The sequence below is a fragment of the Alicyclobacillus sp. SO9 genome (assembly GCF_016406125.1).
Lineage (GTDB): Bacteria > Bacillota > Bacilli > Alicyclobacillales > Alicyclobacillaceae > SO9.
Window position 1 is genome coordinate 833,568 of record NZ_CP066339.1, and the last position, 18,937, is coordinate 852,504.

Annotated in this window: 15 protein-coding genes and 2 pseudogenes; 11 read left to right on the top strand and 6 right to left on the bottom strand. The window is 49.5% G+C overall.

Annotated elements, in window-relative coordinates:
- Positions 1 to 3: 3 nt before the first annotated feature.
- The 3 genes from GI364_RS03675 to pdhA are packed head-to-tail and all read right to left on the bottom strand — an operon-like array spanning position 4 to position 3,468.
- Positions 4 to 1,377 (bottom strand): dihydrolipoamide acetyltransferase family protein, encoded by a 1,374-nt coding sequence (locus tag GI364_RS03675; RefSeq protein ID WP_198852359.1) that lies wholly within the window; start codon positions 1,375 to 1,377, stop codon positions 4 to 6.
- 28 nt (positions 1,378 to 1,405) lie between these two features.
- The gene (locus GI364_RS03680) at positions 1,406 to 2,386 is read right to left on the bottom strand and encodes an alpha-ketoacid dehydrogenase subunit beta (RefSeq protein WP_198852360.1); all 981 of its coding nucleotides are present in this window, start codon (positions 2,384 to 2,386) and stop codon (positions 1,406 to 1,408) included.
- 2 nt (positions 2,387 to 2,388) lie between these two features.
- Complete coding sequence (gene pdhA / locus GI364_RS03685) at positions 2,389 to 3,468, bottom strand: pyruvate dehydrogenase (acetyl-transferring) E1 component subunit alpha (protein ID WP_198852361.1); 1,080 nt, start codon at positions 3,466 to 3,468, stop codon at positions 2,389 to 2,391.
- Positions 3,469 to 3,823: 355 nt separating this feature from the next.
- On the opposite strand from pdhA, the gene GI364_RS03690 reads away from it, so the two are divergent.
- A complete protein-coding gene (locus GI364_RS03690; protein WP_198852362.1) occupies positions 3,824 to 4,573 on the top strand; it encodes an alpha/beta hydrolase in 750 nt (249 codons plus the stop codon).
- A gap of 290 nt (positions 4,574 to 4,863) precedes the next feature.
- Positions 4,864 to 5,757: pseudogene (locus GI364_RS03695) on the top strand (protein prkA); the annotation flags it as partial.
- 22 nt (positions 5,758 to 5,779) lie between these two features.
- Here GI364_RS03695 and GI364_RS03700 read toward each other — a convergent pair.
- Positions 5,780 to 7,543: a recombinase family protein gene (locus GI364_RS03700; protein WP_198852364.1), complete on the bottom strand. Its 1,764-nt coding sequence runs from the start codon at positions 7,541 to 7,543 to the stop codon at positions 5,780 to 5,782.
- Between the two features lie 60 nt (positions 7,544 to 7,603).
- Positions 7,604 to 8,380: a sulfite exporter TauE/SafE family protein gene (locus GI364_RS03705; protein ID WP_198853836.1), complete on the bottom strand. Its 777-nt coding sequence runs from the start codon at positions 8,378 to 8,380 to the stop codon at positions 7,604 to 7,606.
- Between the two features lie 286 nt (positions 8,381 to 8,666).
- Here GI364_RS03705 and GI364_RS03710 point away from each other — a divergent pair, with 286 nt between their 5' ends.
- On the top strand, positions 8,667 to 9,464 hold the full coding sequence (locus GI364_RS03710; RefSeq protein ID WP_198853837.1) for a sulfite exporter TauE/SafE family protein: 798 nt from the start codon (positions 8,667 to 8,669) through the stop codon (positions 9,462 to 9,464).
- Positions 9,465 to 9,561: 97 nt separating this feature from the next.
- Positions 9,562 to 9,792, top strand: coding sequence for a hypothetical protein (locus GI364_RS03715; RefSeq protein WP_198852365.1), 231 nt, complete (start codon positions 9,562 to 9,564; stop codon positions 9,790 to 9,792).
- 106 nt (positions 9,793 to 9,898) lie between these two features.
- On the opposite strand, the gene GI364_RS03720 is transcribed toward GI364_RS03715, so the two are convergent.
- Positions 9,899 to 10,123: a hypothetical protein gene (locus GI364_RS03720; protein WP_198852366.1), complete on the bottom strand. Its 225-nt coding sequence runs from the start codon at positions 10,121 to 10,123 to the stop codon at positions 9,899 to 9,901.
- A gap of 231 nt (positions 10,124 to 10,354) precedes the next feature.
- On the opposite strand from GI364_RS03720, the pseudogene GI364_RS03725 reads away from it, so the two are divergent.
- The 7 genes and pseudogenes from GI364_RS03725 to GI364_RS03755 all read left to right on the top strand — a co-directional run.
- Positions 10,355 to 11,389: pseudogene (locus tag GI364_RS03725) on the top strand (protein prkA); the annotation flags it as partial.
- A 34-nt stretch (positions 11,390 to 11,423) separates the two neighbouring features.
- On the top strand, positions 11,424 to 12,212 hold the full coding sequence (locus tag GI364_RS03730) for a DUF444 family protein (RefSeq protein ID WP_198852367.1): 789 nt from the start codon (positions 11,424 to 11,426) through the stop codon (positions 12,210 to 12,212).
- Positions 12,213 to 12,268: 56 nt separating this feature from the next.
- Positions 12,269 to 13,888, top strand: coding sequence for a sigma 54-interacting transcriptional regulator (locus GI364_RS03735; RefSeq protein ID WP_198852368.1), 1,620 nt, complete (start codon positions 12,269 to 12,271; stop codon positions 13,886 to 13,888).
- A gap of 191 nt (positions 13,889 to 14,079) precedes the next feature.
- On the top strand, positions 14,080 to 15,471 hold the full coding sequence (locus GI364_RS03740; protein ID WP_198852369.1) for an amino acid permease: 1,392 nt from the start codon (positions 14,080 to 14,082) through the stop codon (positions 15,469 to 15,471).
- A gap of 102 nt (positions 15,472 to 15,573) precedes the next feature.
- Entirely contained in the window at positions 15,574 to 16,986 is a 1,413-nt protein-coding gene (locus tag GI364_RS03745) for a tryptophanase (RefSeq protein ID WP_233095996.1), read from the top strand.
- A gap of 221 nt (positions 16,987 to 17,207) precedes the next feature.
- Complete coding sequence (locus GI364_RS03750; protein ID WP_198852371.1) at positions 17,208 to 17,378, top strand: hypothetical protein; 171 nt, start codon at positions 17,208 to 17,210, stop codon at positions 17,376 to 17,378.
- 24 nt (positions 17,379 to 17,402) lie between these two features.
- Complete coding sequence (locus tag GI364_RS03755) at positions 17,403 to 18,935, top strand: recombinase family protein (RefSeq protein ID WP_198852372.1); 1,533 nt, start codon at positions 17,403 to 17,405, stop codon at positions 18,933 to 18,935.
- The last annotated feature ends 2 nt before the right edge of the window (positions 18,936 to 18,937 follow it).

Here is an 18,937-nt window from a genome sequence, read left to right on the forward strand (position 1 = left end):
AACTTACACCTCCATCATGAGCAAACGCGGATTCTCGAGCATGCGTTTGATGTCGTTGATAAACCGTTGTGCCAATGCGCCGTCGACAATGCGGTGATCGAAGCTGAGAGACAGTGCCATCATTTGTCCAGGCACAATTTCTCCGTCTTTCATAATTGGCTTTTCAGTGATTCGGCCTACACCAAGGATAGCTACCTCAGGGTAGTTGATGATGGGCGTGAAGAACATACCGCCAACCGATCCGATATTCGTGATTGAGATGGTACTTCCCTTCATTTCGGCAGGGCCAAGTTTGTTGTCCCTGGCTCGCGTACTCAAATCGTTGATCTCGGAGGCGATGGTAAACATGCTCTTTTGGTCCGCATGTTTGACGACAGGCACTAACAAACCTCTGTCTGTATCTGTCGCAATACCAATGTTGTAGTAGTGTTTTACTACTAATTCCTGAGTCTGTTCATCGTAGGACGAGTTGAGCGTCGGATGCTGACGGACAGCACCAATCAGGGCTTTTACGATAAACGGTAAGTAGGTGACTTTAATGTTTCGTTCTGCGGCAAGCGGTTTGATTTCCTTGCGGAATTTCACCAACTCCGTTACGTCCACTTCATCCATCACGGCAACATGAGGGGCCGTGTGTTTAGACTGGACCATCGCATCTGCAATAATTTTGCGGATGGATGTAAACGGGATACGCTCTTCTGGTTCTGCACCTGTTGCGGCAGCCTGTGACGGCTTCCCTGCACCTTGTGCGTCTGCGGTTTGACCCCCTGCAACGGGGACACCTGTACCTTGCGCGGCCGTTTGTGACTGATCCTGACCTTGTGCAGGAGCAGCCTGTGCACCGCTTTTGAAGCTGTCCACGTCTTCACGGGTCACTTTGCCGTTATTGCCGCTGCCCGTTACTTGAGTAATATCTACGCCTTGCTCTCTTGCATACTTTCTCACACCAGGCGTGGCCAAGACCTCTTTCGCTGCACTCTGCACAGATGTGCTTTGGGTGCTGTTCTCTTGGCCGCCGGCTGCGGTTGCAGCAGGTTGCTGGTTTTTCACATTGTCCGTCACATTTTCAACACCGGATTGTTCGACGGCAGCATCCTTAACGTCTGTAGCAGGCGCGTCTGACATGTTGCCTTCGCCCTCGACCTCAAAGATGATAATGACGTCTCCGACGACGGCTGTACTGCCGGCTTCCAACTTGATGTCCTTGACTTTGCCGTCAACAGGACTTGTGAGTTCCACCATTGCTTTATCGTTTTCCACTTCAGCGAGAACGTCGTCTTCTTTTACGTCATCCCCGGGATTTACGACCCATTTTTCAATCTTCCCTTCGTGCAGACCTTCACCTAACTCAGGGAATTTAAATTCGTACAAACCCACTTCGTTCACCTCCAATGATTACGACGCATTACAAGCTCATAACTTTCTCTAATCCAGAGACAACCTGTTTCGGGCTCGGCAGCCACTCATCTTCAATTTGTCCAAACGGATAGACGGTATCCGGCGGTGTTACGCGAAGCACAGGACCTTCCAGATGGAAAATGGCATTTTCGTTGATTTGCGCAACAATTTCTGCCGCTGCACCTGCTGACCGCTGTGCTTCCTGAACGACCACAGCACGGTGTGTTTTCTTCACAGATTGCACGATTGTCTCGATATCAAGCGGGCTCAATGTTCTTAAGTCAATGACTTCTGCATTGAGACCTTTTTCCTTCTGCCATTGTTCTGCCGCTTTGAGTGCCGTTTGCACCATGTAGCCGTACGCAATGACGGTTACGTCAGTACCTTCGCGAACCACATTGGCTTTTCCGATGGGCACCGTGTACGAGCCCTCAGGTACCTCCTGTTTAATGGAGCGGTAGAGGCGCATGTGTTCCAGGTAGACGACGGGGTCGTTGTCAGCGATTGCGGATAAAAGCAGTCCTTTTGCATCGTACGGGTTGGACGGAATGACAACTTTCAGGCCGGGACTCTGGACAAACAGCCCCTCCAGACTGTCAGAGTGAAGTTCCGGCGTTTTGACGCCGCCGCCGAAGGGAGAGCGAATAACTAAAGGCGCGGTGATCCGACCGTTCGTTCGATAGCGCACGCGTGCAGCTTGGCCCACGATTTGATCCATGGCTTCGAAGACAAAACCAAAGAACTGAATTTCGGGAACAGGCCTGAAACCCTGAAATGCCAAGCCGTTAGCCAGACCGATAATGCCTGATTCAGCCAAAGGGGTATCAAAGACACGGTTTTCACCGTGTTTATCCTGTAAACCTTGAGTAGCCCGGAAGACACCGCCGTTTTTTCCTACGTCTTCACCGAACACGAGGACTTTGTCGTCAGCGCCCAGGGCTACGTCCAAGGCGTCAGTAATCGCAGCAATCATTGTCATTTGTGCCATGCTTATTTCTCCTCTCCTGACACATATTCGTTCTTCTGGCGCATCAGCATATCAGGCAGTGTCTCAAACATGCTGTCGACCAGACCCGGAATCGTCATCTTTGGATACTCATCAGCTTTCTTCAGAGCATCGCTGATGGTTTGTTTTGCTTCCTCAATGGTGTCTTCTTCGTCCTTTTCAGTCCAAAGGTTCTTCGCCTGAAGGTAGTTGCGGAACCGAATCAGCGGGTCTCTGCGTTCCCACTCTTCCTCTAAATCTTTCGTACGGTATCGGGTTGGGTCATCGCCGCTCATGGTGTGTGGACCATAACGGAAGGTTACACTCTCAATCACTGTCGGGCCCGCACCGCTGCGTGCTCTGTCCACCGCCTGTTTTGTAGCTGCGTACATGGCGAGGATATCCATACCATCGACCTGCACACCGGGGACGCCGGCTGCAACAGCTTTTTGTGCCAGCGTTTCTGCAGCTGTTTGTTGTCTGACAGGGACAGAAATGGCAAACTGGTTGTTTTGCACAATAAATACAGCAGGTGCCTGGTACGCTCCGGCAAAGTTGATGCCCTCGTAAAAGTCACCCTGTGAAGTTCCGCCGTCACCGGTGTAGGTAAAGGCAATTTTGTCTTCCCCTTTTAACTTGAACCCTAGTGCCGCGCCGGCTGTTTGGACGATTTGCGCGCCAATAATAATTTGCGGAGGCAGAACGTTGATTCCCTCCGGTATTTCACCGCCGTGTTGATGACCGCGAGAGAACAGAACCCACTGGTACAAGGGCCAGCCGTGGTATACAGTCTGCGGTACATCTCTGTATGCAGGCAGCAAAAAGTCTTCCTTTGTTGTCGCAGCTTCACTGCCAATCATGCTGGCTTCTTGACCAGCCATCGGTGCATAAAAGCCAAGGCGTCCTTGTCTGGCCAATTTTACGGCTCTTTGGTCCCAGACTCGCGTAAACACCATTCTGTGCATAAATTCTCGAAGTTCTTCGTCACTCAGGTTTGGCATTAGGTCGGAATTTACGACCTTTCCTGTTTCGTCGAGCACGCGAAGGAACGGTACACGTTCAACATCTTTCTCAACCACACTCATGGTTTCACCCCGTTTTAGGAAAATTAAAGTTTAAGTTGTACAACAAATTGCGTCTCGCTCGGCTAAAAACAAACTGGACTGCACCGCGATGGATGATGCAGTAAATCAACATTTGCTGTCATCGAAGCGGTCACAGGGGACAGTTCCAATACCTGCCGTTTGCAATCCCCCAAAATCTGTCGTACGCTCAATCCGAATGGACTTCCTCAGTAGTCCAAAACGTATAGTACAGATTTACTATCTAGTATAATACACATTGCGATTTTGTGCGAACTTCTTTTAAACTGTTAGGTTTATCTGTTATATAATAAATTGATTTGCGTTATATAACAGGCTTAGGCGGGAGGAGATATCTATGAGCAATCCCAACACACAGCGCGTCATAAAGGGTCACGAACTGTTCAGCAATTACCTCGACGAGGAGAGAACGATTAAAGTTCTGCTGCCGCCGGGCTATGCATCTGACACAAATCATTCACGCCGATATCCCGTTTTGTATTGCCACGATGGCAATGAATTCTTTACCCATGGACGGATTGCAACCTTGGCCACCCAACTGATGGAGACAGGTGAATTGTCACCTCTTTTCATTGTTGCCCTCGCCGTAAATATGAAGCAACGGACCGCGGATTATGCAACCTTCGGCGAAAGACACCAGAAGTATGTTCAATTTGTCATGCAAGAAGCAGTGCCGTTCATTGAATCCACCTACCGCATCGCCCCTGAGCCGGAACACCAATTCATGGCCGGCATTTCGCTCGGCGCCATGACGACGCTGTCCCTGCACTTGCAGTATCCAGAAAAGTTTAAAAGGCTGCTGTTATTCTCGGGTGCCTACTATGAAGAGCAGCAGAACCATGTGCAGCAGATCCAACGACTGAATGATTTAAAGACATACATGGTCGTGGGACGTCAGGAGACTGCTGTGGATACTCACAATGGGAAGTCCGACTTTTATGACTTGAACCTGAAGATGAGAGACTTGCTTCGTTTGCGCGGGGCAGAAGTGGATTATCATGAGGCCGATGGAACACACATTTGGGGATTTTGGCAGTCACTGATTCCGTCTTCACTGCGCTGGCTGGAAGGGCATTTGTCACAATAAGCCCCATTTAGCCGGACATTTACGGGTGCATTGCATATCATAAAAGTACACCCGTGCAACTTGGGCTGCCAATGCAGGTTCTGAATATTTCGATATGGAGAGCCGGAACGGCATTGGGCCAAGTTCCACGGGAATAGGATGGATTAATAAAGCCGTGTTGTGCGCTGCAGAACTAATCTGTTGAGGGAGAACAGAATTTGGTCGTGAGACGCAATCGCCTGAATCATACTGCAAGCCTTTGCCGTGTGCAAAACAGGGTCAAAGGCCCGAAATGAAAAGGGGGACTTGACATGAGCTTTTTGGATCGTCTCAACGCTTATCGGGCCGAACAGGACGGACTACGGTGGAACGGGACGTTTTCAGAGTATCTGGACATTGTGCATCAATATCCAGCGGTGGCAAAAACGGCCCACAATCGAATTTACGATATGATTGAACATGCAGGTGTTCAGACGGATGACGAGGGGAATCGCCACTATCATTTTTTTGATAAAGAGCTTTACGGGTTGGAATCAACACTGGAGAGGCTGGTTGAAGAGTACTTCCATGCGGCGGCTCGACGTTTGGATGTCCGCAAGCGGATTCTGTTGTTAATGGGTCCGGTCAGCGGGGGTAAATCTACAATTGTGACACTCTTGAAACAAGGTTTAGAACGATATACAAGAACAGACGAAGGCGCACTTTATGGAATTCAGGGGTGTCCGATGCACGAGGAACCCTTGCATCTCATACCCAAAGAGCTGCGCGAAGACTTTGAACAGGAATCGGGCGTTCATATTGAGGGCAATTTGTGCCCGGTCTGCAGGCATAAGCTTGACAATGAACTGAACGGAGACATCAGTCAGATGCCTGTTGAACGGATTGTGTTTTCAGAAGCCAACCGTGTGGGCATCGGTACATTCAGTCCTTCTGATCCCAAGTCGCAGGATATTGCAGACTTGACAGGGAGTATTGACTTCTCAACCATTACCGAGTACGGTTCAGAATCGGATCCGCGGGCATACCGGTTTGACGGAGAGTTAAACAAAGCCAACCGCGGGCTCATGGAATTTCAGGAAATGCTGAAATCCGACGAAAAGTTTTTGTGGCATCTCCTCAGTTTAACCCAGGAAGGGAACTTCAAGGCAGGCCGTTTTGCACTTATCTCTGCGGATGAAACGGTTGTGACACGTGAATACCAATCCCCGAGTTATGGCACCACGAGAATCACTTGATGTCTTCTTGTGTGCACATGAAGTCCGGTTTGACACGAACGTATAGGTTGAAAGACCCCGGGTGGTTCCGTCCGCGGCCGCGTTCCACTCGCTCCAGGTCAATGGTTCTAAATACGAGACGAAGAAGGCGGTTTTTGAACTCCGTTTCCGACAGTCTGTTGTAAATTTGCGCCAGGCTATGCACCTTCCCAGGAAACTGCTGCAGTTGTTGACTCGTTGCATTCAATCCGTCCTTGGAGGGCATGTCGGCATGCTTGACGTGTTTTAAAAACCCGTCGTCACGAGGCGCCATCGCGCTGAGTTGCGCATCAAGTTGATTTACCTCTGCGTCTATTTGCTTTTTCACCTGCTGGAAGTCTTGTTTTGAAAACGTTCCGTCCAGTACCAGTTCCCGCGCCCGAACCAATCGTCGCTCAAGAGCTTGCCGCCGCTCTGTCAGTTCTCGCCGAAGACTGTGATACGGCCCCTCAGTTTCATCTTGCCTATCTGCTTTGCCTTGCCTGTGTACACTTTTTTGCTCATCGATACTGTCCGAGGCTGTCGGTTCAGCAGTATCCTCCGTCAGTATCTGATGAATCGTCTTCGTCCAGAGGCTGTGATGAAAGGGGAGTTTATCAAGAACTTCAAGAAGCTGCGCTTCACAACTGCGGTATTTTACAGCGTAACTGCACCGGTTACAGTAGAGAAACTCCTTTTCATAGTGTGAGAGTGTGCCAGTTTTCTGCTTGTACTGCTGAACGCCATGCTGTCGTACCAACGCATGGTGGCAGCGACGGCATCTAATCAGGCCTGACAATTCGGATATTCTCACACCTTGTACCTTGTCTTGACTGCTGTACCAGTTCCGTTTCGCAGCCTCTGTCCCTGCAGTCTGTGTTCCTGCAGTCTGTGTCTTTGTTTTCTCCTGCACCGAGTCCCACACTGCTTTGGACACTAAGCCGGAAAACGCACCCGCCACGACAATGTGTTCTGACTTGGGCCGGGCTGTTACACGTCCGTCCAGCTTATTGCGCTTGGTTTTCCTGAACACAAGCGTTCCACTATACGCAGGGTTTCTAAGGAGTCGACGAATCACCTCCGGCTGCCACGTTTGTCTTCCTCGGGGACTTCTGATGCCGAGGGTCGACAGTTGTTTTGAGACAGCCCGGTAGCCGTACCCTTGAAGGTACAGGTTAAAAATGAGCCGTACTACCGGAGCCTCCGTGTCATTGGGTTCGAGATTCTGTGTTTGCGAATTGTAACGAAATCCATAGGGGACACTTCCAGCAACCCATTTGCCTTTTGCGGCGCCGTCGTATTTGCCCTCTGTTAAGCGCCAAAGTGTCATTTCGTATTCTTCGCGGTTAAAAAACAAGGAGAAGCGAATCATGCGCAGGTCGCTGAAGTTACCAGGATTGTAGACGGCATCTTTGGTGATGACAAAGATGTGTCTGTCGCGGATAATGTCGTACACGATGCCCATATCTGCGTAGCTTCCGCGCCCAAGTCTGGACAGGTCCTTACAGGCAATGGCCTGATACTTTGTTCCCAAATCCGGCAACAGGGACTGAAAGACAGGACGGGCGCGGATGCTGTCGCCGGAAGCAACTTCTTCCGCGAGATCGTAGGGAAGGCTGTAGCGGCGCAAAACATCCTGCTCCATCAGTACCCGCTGTTTCGCCAACGTGTCTTCACCCCGGCGTTCAGCTTCTTCGTCTTCTCGAGATTTTCGCAGATAGCAGATGACGTGCTGCACAGAGGGAGGCAGTTGGCTCATCGCGTGCTCTCATCCCCTTTTACAGGTCTTGCACAGATTGTATGAGTCCTGGCTGTGCCGTTATGTCATAAGCACGTCTGTCCACACTTTAATGCAGGTGAGCAGTATCAGTACCGCCAGAATCACGCGCAGCACCTTGGTGTCGACTTTTTTGCTGAAACGCGCCCCCAGCGGGGCTCCGAGTACGCTGGCCCAAATCATGACCAAGGCAGGACCAAGCAGAACATCACCGGAGAGCACTTTTCCGGTGGTAGATCCAATAGAGGACAGGACAGTGATGGCAAGGGAAGAGGCAATCGTGACACGGGTTGGCACCTTTAGGACTAGAAGCAGGACAGGGACCAGAATAAAGGCACCTGCAGCTCCTACAATGCCGGAAAAGAGTCCCGTTAACATTGCCGCGGTGACAGCGACAAACCGGTTGAACTCACCGTCATAACGAGTGATGTCAGCCAGTTCTTTGGGGGTGACAAACATCATGATGGTGGCAATGGTGGCAAGCAGTGCATAGACCATGTTAATGGATGAGGAGGGAAGGAACTGCGCACCGTATGCTCCAATGAAGCTGCCAATGAGAATAGAGACGCCCATGTACAGGATTAGTCGATAGTTTAGGAGTCTGTCTTTGCGGTAGACCCAGACACCTGACAGGCTTGCAAAGAGCACCTGAACGGCGCTGATACCGGACACTTCATGAGCCGTAAATGTGGCCAGTCCGAAGACGGCGGGTACATACAGCAGTAAAGGGTACTTGACAATGGAGCCGCCAATGCCGAGCATGCCGGAGATAAATGATCCCGTAAAACCAATGGACAACAGCACAACAAACATCGCCATAGTCACTTTGCAAGCAGCTCCTTTTCGCAGAATTCGGACCTGGACGGGCACTTGAGAAGATGGACACGCTTCACTATATGAGGCCTGTACGCCGCATATACGGGCGGAGGTATATTAGGCGGGACAAACTGGTGTGAAATGGACACATCCTGACCTTGACACAGCAGTCTCCACCATGACCTGTATCGAGTCGGTGAATAGGCTGCCAGTCAGAAGCAAAAGCTGGATTTATGTCACAGTTCACATGAGTTTGCAATGAATGATTTGTGCGTGGTATGGAGCTGTCATGGAGGAGGAGAAGGTTGTGTCGCTGGGCTTATTGGGGACGCTGGTCGCCATTGGCATGATTGGAGCACTGTTGTCTGGAATGCTGGGTATTGGCGGTGCCATCGTGAACTACCCCATGCTGCTGTACGTTCCTGCATTGTTTGGGGTTGCTCATTTTTCGCCTCATCAGGTTGCAGGCATTGTTGCGTTTCAAGTACTGTTTGCCACCCTGTCCGGGGTCATAGCCCTTCGGAAAAACAAGGTGATCCACCCAAAACTTGTTTTATATATGGGCGTCAGTATACTGCTTGGGAGTTTCGTTGGGGGATATGGGGCTCGCTTTGTTTCGGGTGGAATTATCAATATAGTATACGGCGTACTGGCTATTATCGCCGCTGTCATGATGTTCATTCCAAACCGCGGTGTCGAAGCGAAACCGCTTGAACAAATTGAGTTTCAAAAAGCTGTCGCCGTCATTTCGGCTCTCGTGGTCGGCATCGCTGCCGGGGTAGTTGGAGCCGGAGGAGCCTTTATTCTCGTACCTATTATGCTTCAGCTATTAAAGATTCCGACCCGGGTTACCATCGCTTCGTCTCTTGCTATTACCTTCATCTCTTCGATTGGCGCTAGTGCCGGTAAAGTCCTGGCCGGGAATGTCCCATTCTTGGCCGCGGCTGTGGTTGTGATTGCCAGTGTAGCATTCGCACCCGTCGGGGTAAGACTCGGAGCACGCATTCACGCAAAAGTGCTGCGCATTGTGCTGGCTTTGCTGATCGTTGCAACAACCGTGAAAATTTGGACGGATATTCTGCTTTAAGAGCCTTATTTTTGAAGTCGGTAGCAGTCTGTCCACGCTCAAATCGATAGTTCGGCATTTGCTAGAGTATCACCAGCAGAAGGAGTGAGTTGACACTATGGCAAATCTCGACCGAACACGGGATAGAGCAAGGGACAGAGCTTTGGACCTGGCTTCGCGCATTTTGCTTCGTACGGCGCAGCGTCTGCGGGATTTGGAGCATGTTACAGATAGAACACCGGACAGGACCCGAGACAGAATTTACGATCGTACCAGTGCTACACCTGCAGCACCTGCAGCAGCGAAGACCAAAACATATGACCGTACCAGGCTTCGTATTCACAGGTAACGGGGAGTCAAGAAACGAAACGGGATCTCGAGAGATGAAGCGCACTCAAGCAACGCACAGGGTAGGAAAGGAACTAGGTATAACCATGAGAGGGGCAGAAGGCTGGCTAGTCATCTGCCTCCTGTCTATTTGTGTTGAAGTCTTTCAAAAGCAGTTCTGCTAGTTTGCGGTAGGCCGTGCCAACGGCAGACTCTCTCTGGGCAGTCTGGGTTCCCTCCGACATGTTCCCGCGGCCCTCTCCGCATCCTTCCATTGTTTCTTCCATTGCGTCTTCCATTGTGTCTTCCAGGAACACTTTTCCTGTCTTGGTTTGAACTATCTCTTTGCACAAACCGATTCACTCCCGCCTGTGATGAGAGGTTTACAGGACTTCCCTGCAGCGCGTGAAATGAGAAGAGCAGCGTGCTGTCAGTCAATCTCTTCGTCGTTCTGTTATCTATGGTTGTCATCTATGCTTGATATCCATGGTTGCTATCCATCTTTGATATCCATGCTATTCCTGAACAGCTTGTCCTAATGTCAGTTGCTTCGTGTCCATTGGTCTAACAGGTTCACCAGCGTTGAAATGGTTGTGGCTCATACCAATGAGGCGGAGTATAAGTCATTTATCAGCAACCGAAAAAATGAGGCATTACAGTCGAGAATTATTGTCATGCCTGTGCCGTACAACTTGCGTGTCGACCAAGAAATCAAGATTTACAACAAACTCGTGAAACAGAGTGATTTGAAAGACGTACACATCGCACCTCATGCACTTCGCACAGCCGCCATTTTTTCTGTCCTGACAAGGCTGCGCGAGTCGAAGAAGCAGGGTGTGGATTTGCTCAAAAAACTGTACGTGTACAACGGTCAATCTGTGGAAGGACTGAAAGACAGTGACATCAAGGAACTGCAGCAGGAGTTTCCGGACGAAGGGATGTTTGGGCTTGACCCGCGCTACGTCATTAACAGAATTTCTACCGCTTTGATTCGCCGCGATACCACATGTATTAACGCACTGGATGTTTTGCGGGCACTCAAGGACGGTCTCAGTCAACATGCGTCTATCACCAAAGAAGAAAAAGAGGTTTTGCTTAACTACATTTCCGCGGCACGCAGGGAGTACGACGAAATGGCCAAGACAGAAGTCCAAAAAGCCTTCGTTTACTCATTTGAAGAATCAGCCAAAACCTTGCTGGATAACTATCTGGATAATGTGGAGGCGTACTGCAATTGGCAAAAAATCAAGGACCCGTTGACGGGCGAGGAAATGGATCCCGATGAGAAGCTCATGCGGTCCATCGAGGAGCAAATTGGCATCTCGGAGAACGCCAAGCGGACCTTCCGTGAAGAAATTCTGATTCGAATCTCTACTTACGCCAGACGCGACAAGAAATTTGATTACCATTCCCACGAGCGTCTGCGCGAAGCTATCGAGAAGAAGCTGTTTGCAGACCTGAAAGATGTAGTGAAGATAACCACCTCCTCCAAGACACCGGATGAATCACAGTTGAAGAAGATTAACGATGTCACCGCAAGACTCATGGATGAGCACGGCTACTGCGCTGTCTGTGCCAATGAACTGCTTCGCTACACAGGCAGCTTGTTGAATCGGTAACAGGCCCAGACTTGGACACCAGGAGGGGTGCACCATGGCAGGAGTACAGTTTACGCTGGATAAACAGGACTGGTCCCTGCATCGTAAAGGGCACCAGGACCAGGAACGGCATAAGGAAAAAGTCAAAGAAGCCATTAAGGAAAACCTGCCGGACCTCATCAGCGACGAAGGCATTATTATGAGTGACGGCAGGAAAGTCGTTAAAATCCCTATTCGCTCCTTGGAAGAATACAGGTTTCGCTACAACTTCAATAAAAGCAAACAGTCGGGTGCAGGCAATGGAAAGTCGAAAGTTGGAGATGTGGTGGCCAAGGACCCGTCAGGCAAGCCAGCGCCGGGGAAGGGTCAGGGGGCAGGGGATCAACCGGGATCGGACTACGTGGAAACAGATGTTGCCTTGGAGCAAATTGAGCAGGCCCTCTTCGAAAACTTGGAGCTGCCGGATTTAGTGCCGAAATCTGACGACAATCTCGTCACACACGATGTCGATTTCCGCGATGTCCGCAAAAAAGGTTTAATGGGCAACGTGGACAAAAAGAAGACGCTGCTCGAGTCCATTCTACGCAGTCAGCGACAGAACAAAGAGCACAGAATTCTGCCGGACGATTTGCGGTTCAAGACCTGGGAAGATGTTGAAGAACCGGACACCAACGCGGTTGTCATCGCGATGATGGATACGTCCGGAAGTATGGATGTATCGTCATTGAGAAAGGACAAGCTGTCACACTCGCCGAACGATATCGAGGGCAGCTTGTGTTCGGTGGAATTTTCAACACTAGTCCGGATGAACGATACCGGGATGGTTCACACGGAGATAAAATAAGAGATAAAGGGAAAATATGCAACAGTTCCTATGATGCATGAGAGGTGCTGTCAACAATGCCAGAATACGTGATTCAAATCGATTTTACTGACCGAAAAGGCTTGGGTTACGAGATTTTTCAAGCATTTGAGGACCACGGCTGTGACAAGGTGTTTATGGAAGTGGCGCCAGGGCAGGGCATGTTGATTAAGGCACGCAGCACTTCTGCGGAAACAGTAGAAACCCTTATGCACGATATTCGCCGGCTTGAAGGCGTAAACTCAGTTGGCATACGCAGTCAAATGGCCTACGAAGACCGCGAAAATGAACTGCGAACCATTCTCAATTCCGTGAATGAAGGCATTATCGCCATAGACCAAAATGGGATCGTCACACACTTGAATGAGAGTGCGTGCCTTATCTTGGATTACGAACCGTCGGACATTGTTGGCAGACGGGCAGCGGAAATCCTGGGTGCTGACACACCTCTATCTAAAGTGTTCATCACAGGCCAAACCTTTCCTTTTCACGAGGGTCTGATTCACCGCAACCATCGAGCAATTCGATTTCTGGCCAGCTACGTGCCTATCATCAATGACTCCAATAAGGTTATCGGTGTTGTTGTAACGGTCAAGGCTGAAAGCCAGATTAAAGAAATGATTTCTAAGTTCGATTCTTCTCAGCACATGATTTCCTTTACTGATATCGTCTATCGCAGTGAAAAAATGAAACGGCTTGTCGATACCGCAAAAGTGGTTGCACGAGGCAACGCTACGGTACTGTTACGAGGAGAAAGCGGAACGGGAAAGGAGTTACTGGCCAAATCCGTACACAACGAGAGTGCTCGAAAAAGCGGCCCCTTTGTCGCCGTTAACTGCTCATCACTGCCTGCCTCTTTGCTTGAAAGTGAACTGTTTGGGTATGATGCAGGTGCCTTCACGGGTGCGTTGAAGACTGGCAAGACAGGGTTGTTTGAACAGGCGCACAAAGGCACTTTGTTTTTGGATGAAGTCGGAGAACTGTCTCTGCCAATGCAGGCCCAGTTGCTTCGTGTACTGCAGGAGGGAACCATCAGGCGGGTCGGAGGAACACGGGAAATTGCAGTCGATGTCCGCATTGTTGCCGCTACGCATCGAAACCTTGAGTCTATGATTGCGAAGGGAATGTTTCGTGAAGACCTCTATTATCGATTGAACGTTATTCCTCTGCGCATTCCGCCGCTGCGTGAGCGACCTGAAGATATTTCCGTCATCGTTGAGTTTCTGCTGAGTAAGATTTCCCGCAAGATGCGTCGAAATCGGTGCCATATTACAAGAGAGAGCATGAGTGTGCTGGAACTGCAAGAATGGCCAGGCAACGTCAGGCAACTGGAAAACCTGCTCGAACGGATTCTGAACGTATTACCAGATAATCAGGAGATAACCCCGGAACACTTATATGAGTGGACTGACGTGGTCGCAGTGTCTCCCGAGCTGAACGGGACAGACAACAAGATTGAAGTCGCGTATTCGGTAGATGAGGGATGGCCTGCGCTGCGTGATATTGTTGCAACCGTGGAAAAACAAATTCTTACTCGAGTCCTCCGTGAATATCCGTCCTCAAGAAAAGCTGGTACAGTTCTTGGCGTCTCAAATACCACAATTCTCAACAAAATCAAAGCTTACAACATTCCCGTTCCCCATGCCTCTGATAAGTAGGGTTCTCACTGCCCATTTTACTTGGCAACTTTTCTTATCACCCCTCTCGTGCCAGCGCATGTAATCCCCTGATTTGTTTACCCAATCTCATTCTGATTGAATTGTCCTTATTCTTAGAAAAGTAGAACACTATGGCACGTTCCTTGCTTTTAGAGTGGTGTGCGCAAAACATTTGAAGGAGGCTCAAGTTTATGCGTAATGACAGCACAGGTGAAGTACATGTAAAACAACTTCGAAGAGACCTCAAAAACCGGCATATTCAGCTCATTGCCCTTGGCGGTGCCATCGGAACCGGACTGTTTTACGGCTCCGCAACCACCATTAAAATGGTTGGGCCAGGTATTACCGTCTCCTATCTGCTTGGCGGCCTCATCATCTTTTTCATCATGCGGGCATTAGGTGAGATGTCCGTAGACGAACCTGTCTCAGGGTCTTTTAGTCATTATGCTTATCGCCATTGGGGTGGGTTTCCCGGATTTCTCGCAGGTTGGAACTATTGGTTGAATTACATCATTGTTGCCATGGCTGAGTTAACTGCAGTCGGCGCGTACGTGCAGTTTTGGTGGCATTCCGCCCCTGCATGGCTGTCAGCTCTTATCTTTTGGGTCTTCATTACCCTTGTCAATTTGGCCAACGTGAAGGCGTATGGTGAATTTGAGTTCTGGTTTGCTCTAATTAAGGTCGTGGCAATCATTGCGATGATTCTGCTGGGGCTCGTCCTTGTGTTTATGAGAACGTCTCACGGCGGAACGGTTGCGGGAGTGAACAACTTATGGATACACGGCGGCTTTTTCCCTCATGGTAGCAAAGGTTTTTTGCAGTCTCTGGTTGTCGTGATGTTTTCATTTGGCGGAATTGAGTTGATTGGTATTACAGCGGGTGAGGCTCATCAGCCGGAAAAGTCCATCCCGCGGGCTATTAATCAAGTCATCTGGCGAATCCTGATTTTCTATGTAGGTGCCCTGGCTGTCATTCTCATGATATACCCATGGAATGCCGTTGGCTCAAGCGGGAGTCCGTTTGTGGAGATTTTCAAAAATATTGGCATACCTGCTGCTGCATTTATCCTCAATATTGTCGTCTTGACAGCAGCGCTGTCTACATTTAACAGTGGACTATACAGTAACGGCCGGATGCTGCACGGTCTTGCAGTTCAAGGAAATGCACCAAAAACCTTTCTGCGTTTATGTCCAAACGGATCGCCTGTGACAGGAATCCTAGTTTCCGCAGGTTGCATTGCGCTGACAGTACTTTTGAATTATCTCTTTCCAGGCAAGGCATTCATGTATTTGATTTCAGCTGCTACCATTGCCGCCATCATCAACTGGACAATGATTTTGTTGACTCAACTGTTTTTCCGCAAGGGCAAAGGAGAAGCAACTCGTGATTTATTGTTCAAAATGCCTTTCTACCCGGCGTCCTCGTACGTCAGTTTGGCATTCCTCGCCCTCGTAGTGGTGGTCATGGCCTTCATGTCAGATATGCGAATGGCCCTTTACATTGCTCCCATCTGGATTGTATTCCTTTTTATCGCTTACAGAATTAAGACCAGCGTAAACACGAACAAGCAGTCCACAATGTGAAATGAGTGTATATGACGGTTCTGGCATCACAGCTTTGGCATGAAGATTGCTTGTATAAGAGCAGAACGTATCTTTTTGCAACTGGGTAAAGGAGGACTTCATGTGCAATCGAATTCGAATCAACTCCAAGCTGACAATGGCAGGCAGGCAGAACCCTACAAAATAAAAATGGTGGAGCCTATCCGTCTCATTTCCAGAGCTGAACGAGAACGAGCTCTTACCGAAGCTGGATACAATCCGTTTTCATTAAAATCAGAGGATGTTTACATTGACTTGCTCACAGACAGCGGTACCGGTGCAATGAGTGACAAGCAATGGGCAGCCCTTATGATGGGTGATGAGGCGTACGCTGGCAGTAGGTCATTCTATAAGGTCAAAAGCGCAGTTCAGGACATTTTTGGATATGAATATGCGATTCCCACCCACCAAGGGCGGGGGGCGGAACAGGTTCTGTTCCCTCATCTCATTAAGTACAAAGGTCAATATGTCCTCGGTAACATGCACTTTGATACCACTATGGCCCACATTGAATTGAACGGCGGGGTACCGCTGAACTTCGTGGTGGAAGAGGCTTTCGATACAAACCTGGATGTTCCTTTTAAAGGGAATTTTGATTTGGAAAAGATGGACGCGTTCATCGAAACGCACGGCCGCGAATCCATCGCTTTCATTCTTGTGACCATCACCTGTAACTCAGCCGGGGGTCAGCCGGTGTCGATGGCAAACATGAGAGGCGCGAAGGAAATCGCCGACAAGTACGGTATTCCGCTCTTGTTTGATGCAGCCCGTTATGCGGAGAACGCCTATTTCATTCAGCAACGTGAGCCCGGATATGCGGACAAATCAATTCCTGAGATTGTGCGTGAGACCTTCAATCTTGGTGCAGCCTTCACCATGAGCGCCAAGAAGGATGCCATCGTGAATATGGGCGGTTTGATTGGCATTAAGCATGATATCGAACTCTACCAGGCTGCGAGCGCAACCTGTGTGCCGCAGGAGGGGTATGTTACCTACGGCGGTCTGTCCGGTCGTGACATGGAGGCGTTGGCAGCGGGTCTTTATGAAGGTCTGGATGCGGATTATCTGGCTAGCCGTATTGGACAAGTGGAATACCTTGGAAATCAGTTGCGTGAATGGGGGATCCCGATACAGTGGCCCGTCGGCGGTCATGCCGTGTTTGTGGATGCCAAGAAGTTTCTTCCCCACATTCCGGCAGAACAGTTCCCCGCGCAAGCTCTGTGCAACGAGTTGTATCTGGAGGCAGGAGTCAGAGCGGTTGAGGTAGGATCCTTGTTGCTCGGACGCGATCCTGAAACGGGGCAACAACGGGCTGCAGGCGCTGAGTTTACACGCCTGACAATTCCGCGGCGCGTCTATACGAACCGCCATATGGACGTAGTCGTTCAGGCTTTGGTACGAATTTGGGAGCGTCGGGACACCGTTCGCGGCCTTGAGTTTACCTATGAACCTGAAGTGTTGCGCCACTTTCTGTGCCGAATGCAACCTGTTGAATGAGGAACGGAACAGGTTCGCAGGACCGGAATTGAAAACTGGTTGAAAATAGTAGGCTTTGCTGTATAGAAGACCGGGACGAACTGATGTCAAATGTTCGTCCCGTTTTTTTATTCTGCTTTGTGCCTAACGATTTGTACTTCTAAATTTGCACTTCTAGATTTGTATTTCTAGAAATCGGACAATCTCCTTCGTGCATATGCCTCTACGAGGGGGCGATGCTGTTGAATCGCGACGTCGATTTTACCCAAGTGCACGTTCATTCCCAGGTAGACGCTCCGCCATTTACTCAGTGGTTTGCGCAAGAAATTGAGCATTGGATTCGACAAACAGAGAAGCTGGAAACAGACGTCAGGATTGGGTCTGAAGGGCTCGCAACGAAAAATGAGGGATGAAATGAAAGGAGGAACCATGATGTCATGAGAAGATGCGCCGTCTACGCTCGTGTTAGCACCGATATGCAGGGGGAAAGCCTGGATAACCAAGTTGACTATGCACGCGAATACATTCGACGGCTTGGCGCTGACTATCATCTTGAAGAGGATTGCGTTTATTCAGACTCTGACCAAAGCGGGTACTATACTCGGTTCTTACAACGCCCCGCAATTCAACGAGCCATGCAGGAAGCCAAGGCACAACGCTTCGATGTCATCGTTTTTAAAGAAATTAGTCGCATTAGTCGCGATCAGGCAGAGCATGTTGAAATTGTCAGTCGGTTCACACAGTACGGGATTCGGGTCATTGCCATTAATGATAATCTGGATAGTAATCGTCCGGAAACACTTGATTTGTTGGGAATTCACTCTGTTATGTCAGAGATGGAAAGCAAACGTATTTCGTCACGCGTATCATCTGGGAAGAAATCACTGGCCAGGCGTGGATTCTGGACCGGCGAAGCTCCCATAGGCTATGCGGTCAATCCTGAAACCAAGCGTCTTATCATTGATGATTCATTCGCAAGCATTCCAAAACTCATTTTTCAACTCTTTACGAAAGAGCGATACGGTACATTCCGAATCGCCGAGTACCTTAATGACAGAGGTCTCCTAACAAAAAATGGCCGGTTTTGGTCTCGTGTTACAGTCAATCGTGTTCTCAAAAATCCAGCATATAGAGGGGACATGGTGTACGGTCGCACCAGGAATACGCTGAAACGTGTGTTTGACGATAACGGTTATACGAAGATTCAGAGTCGGCAACAGTTGCCGGAAGAAGACTGGGTGGTCATTCAGGATGCTCATCCAGCGATTGTCGACGTTGAGACTTTTTCCTTAGCACAAAGCATCATGGCAGGCCGATCACGTCAAAATCCCCGACGGGCAAAACACCCCCTGACTGGCATTCTCAAATGCGGCAAATGTGGCGCTGGAATGGTATGTCAGGTTCAGCGAAACAAGGGAGCCACCTACCGGTACTACTCTTGTTCACGTGCGTTCCGCTTTGGTCGAAGTTCTTGCAGTCAACCAAACGTGAATGCCGACAAACTGGAGGAAGGACTGCGGACACACCTGATTGAAGAGCTTCGTTGCTATGCACAGACACAGGTCTTTGTTACACCCAAAAAGTACGAATCGGACACGCAAAACCGAATGAGGCAACTGAATCGCCATCTTGCTAAGACACTACTCGGACTTGAACGGCTCTTGGCAGACCCGGAGATTCCGACACACACTATGAATCGAGTAAAGAGAAGCTACATTGACGCAATACAGAAATTTGAATTGGAACAGCAAGAATTGCGGAGACAGTTCAGTACACACGAAGAGCACAGAGCACGGACAATGAAAATCCAGGACTACCTGGAATACCTCATGCATCTGGATTGGACGGATTTAACCGTATCAAGACGATTCTTCCACACATTAATCCAGGAAATTGTCATCAATGACCTCACTGTCACAGACATAGAACTAAAATACAGTTCGCATAAAATCCAGCTTCTTTCCCAATAACG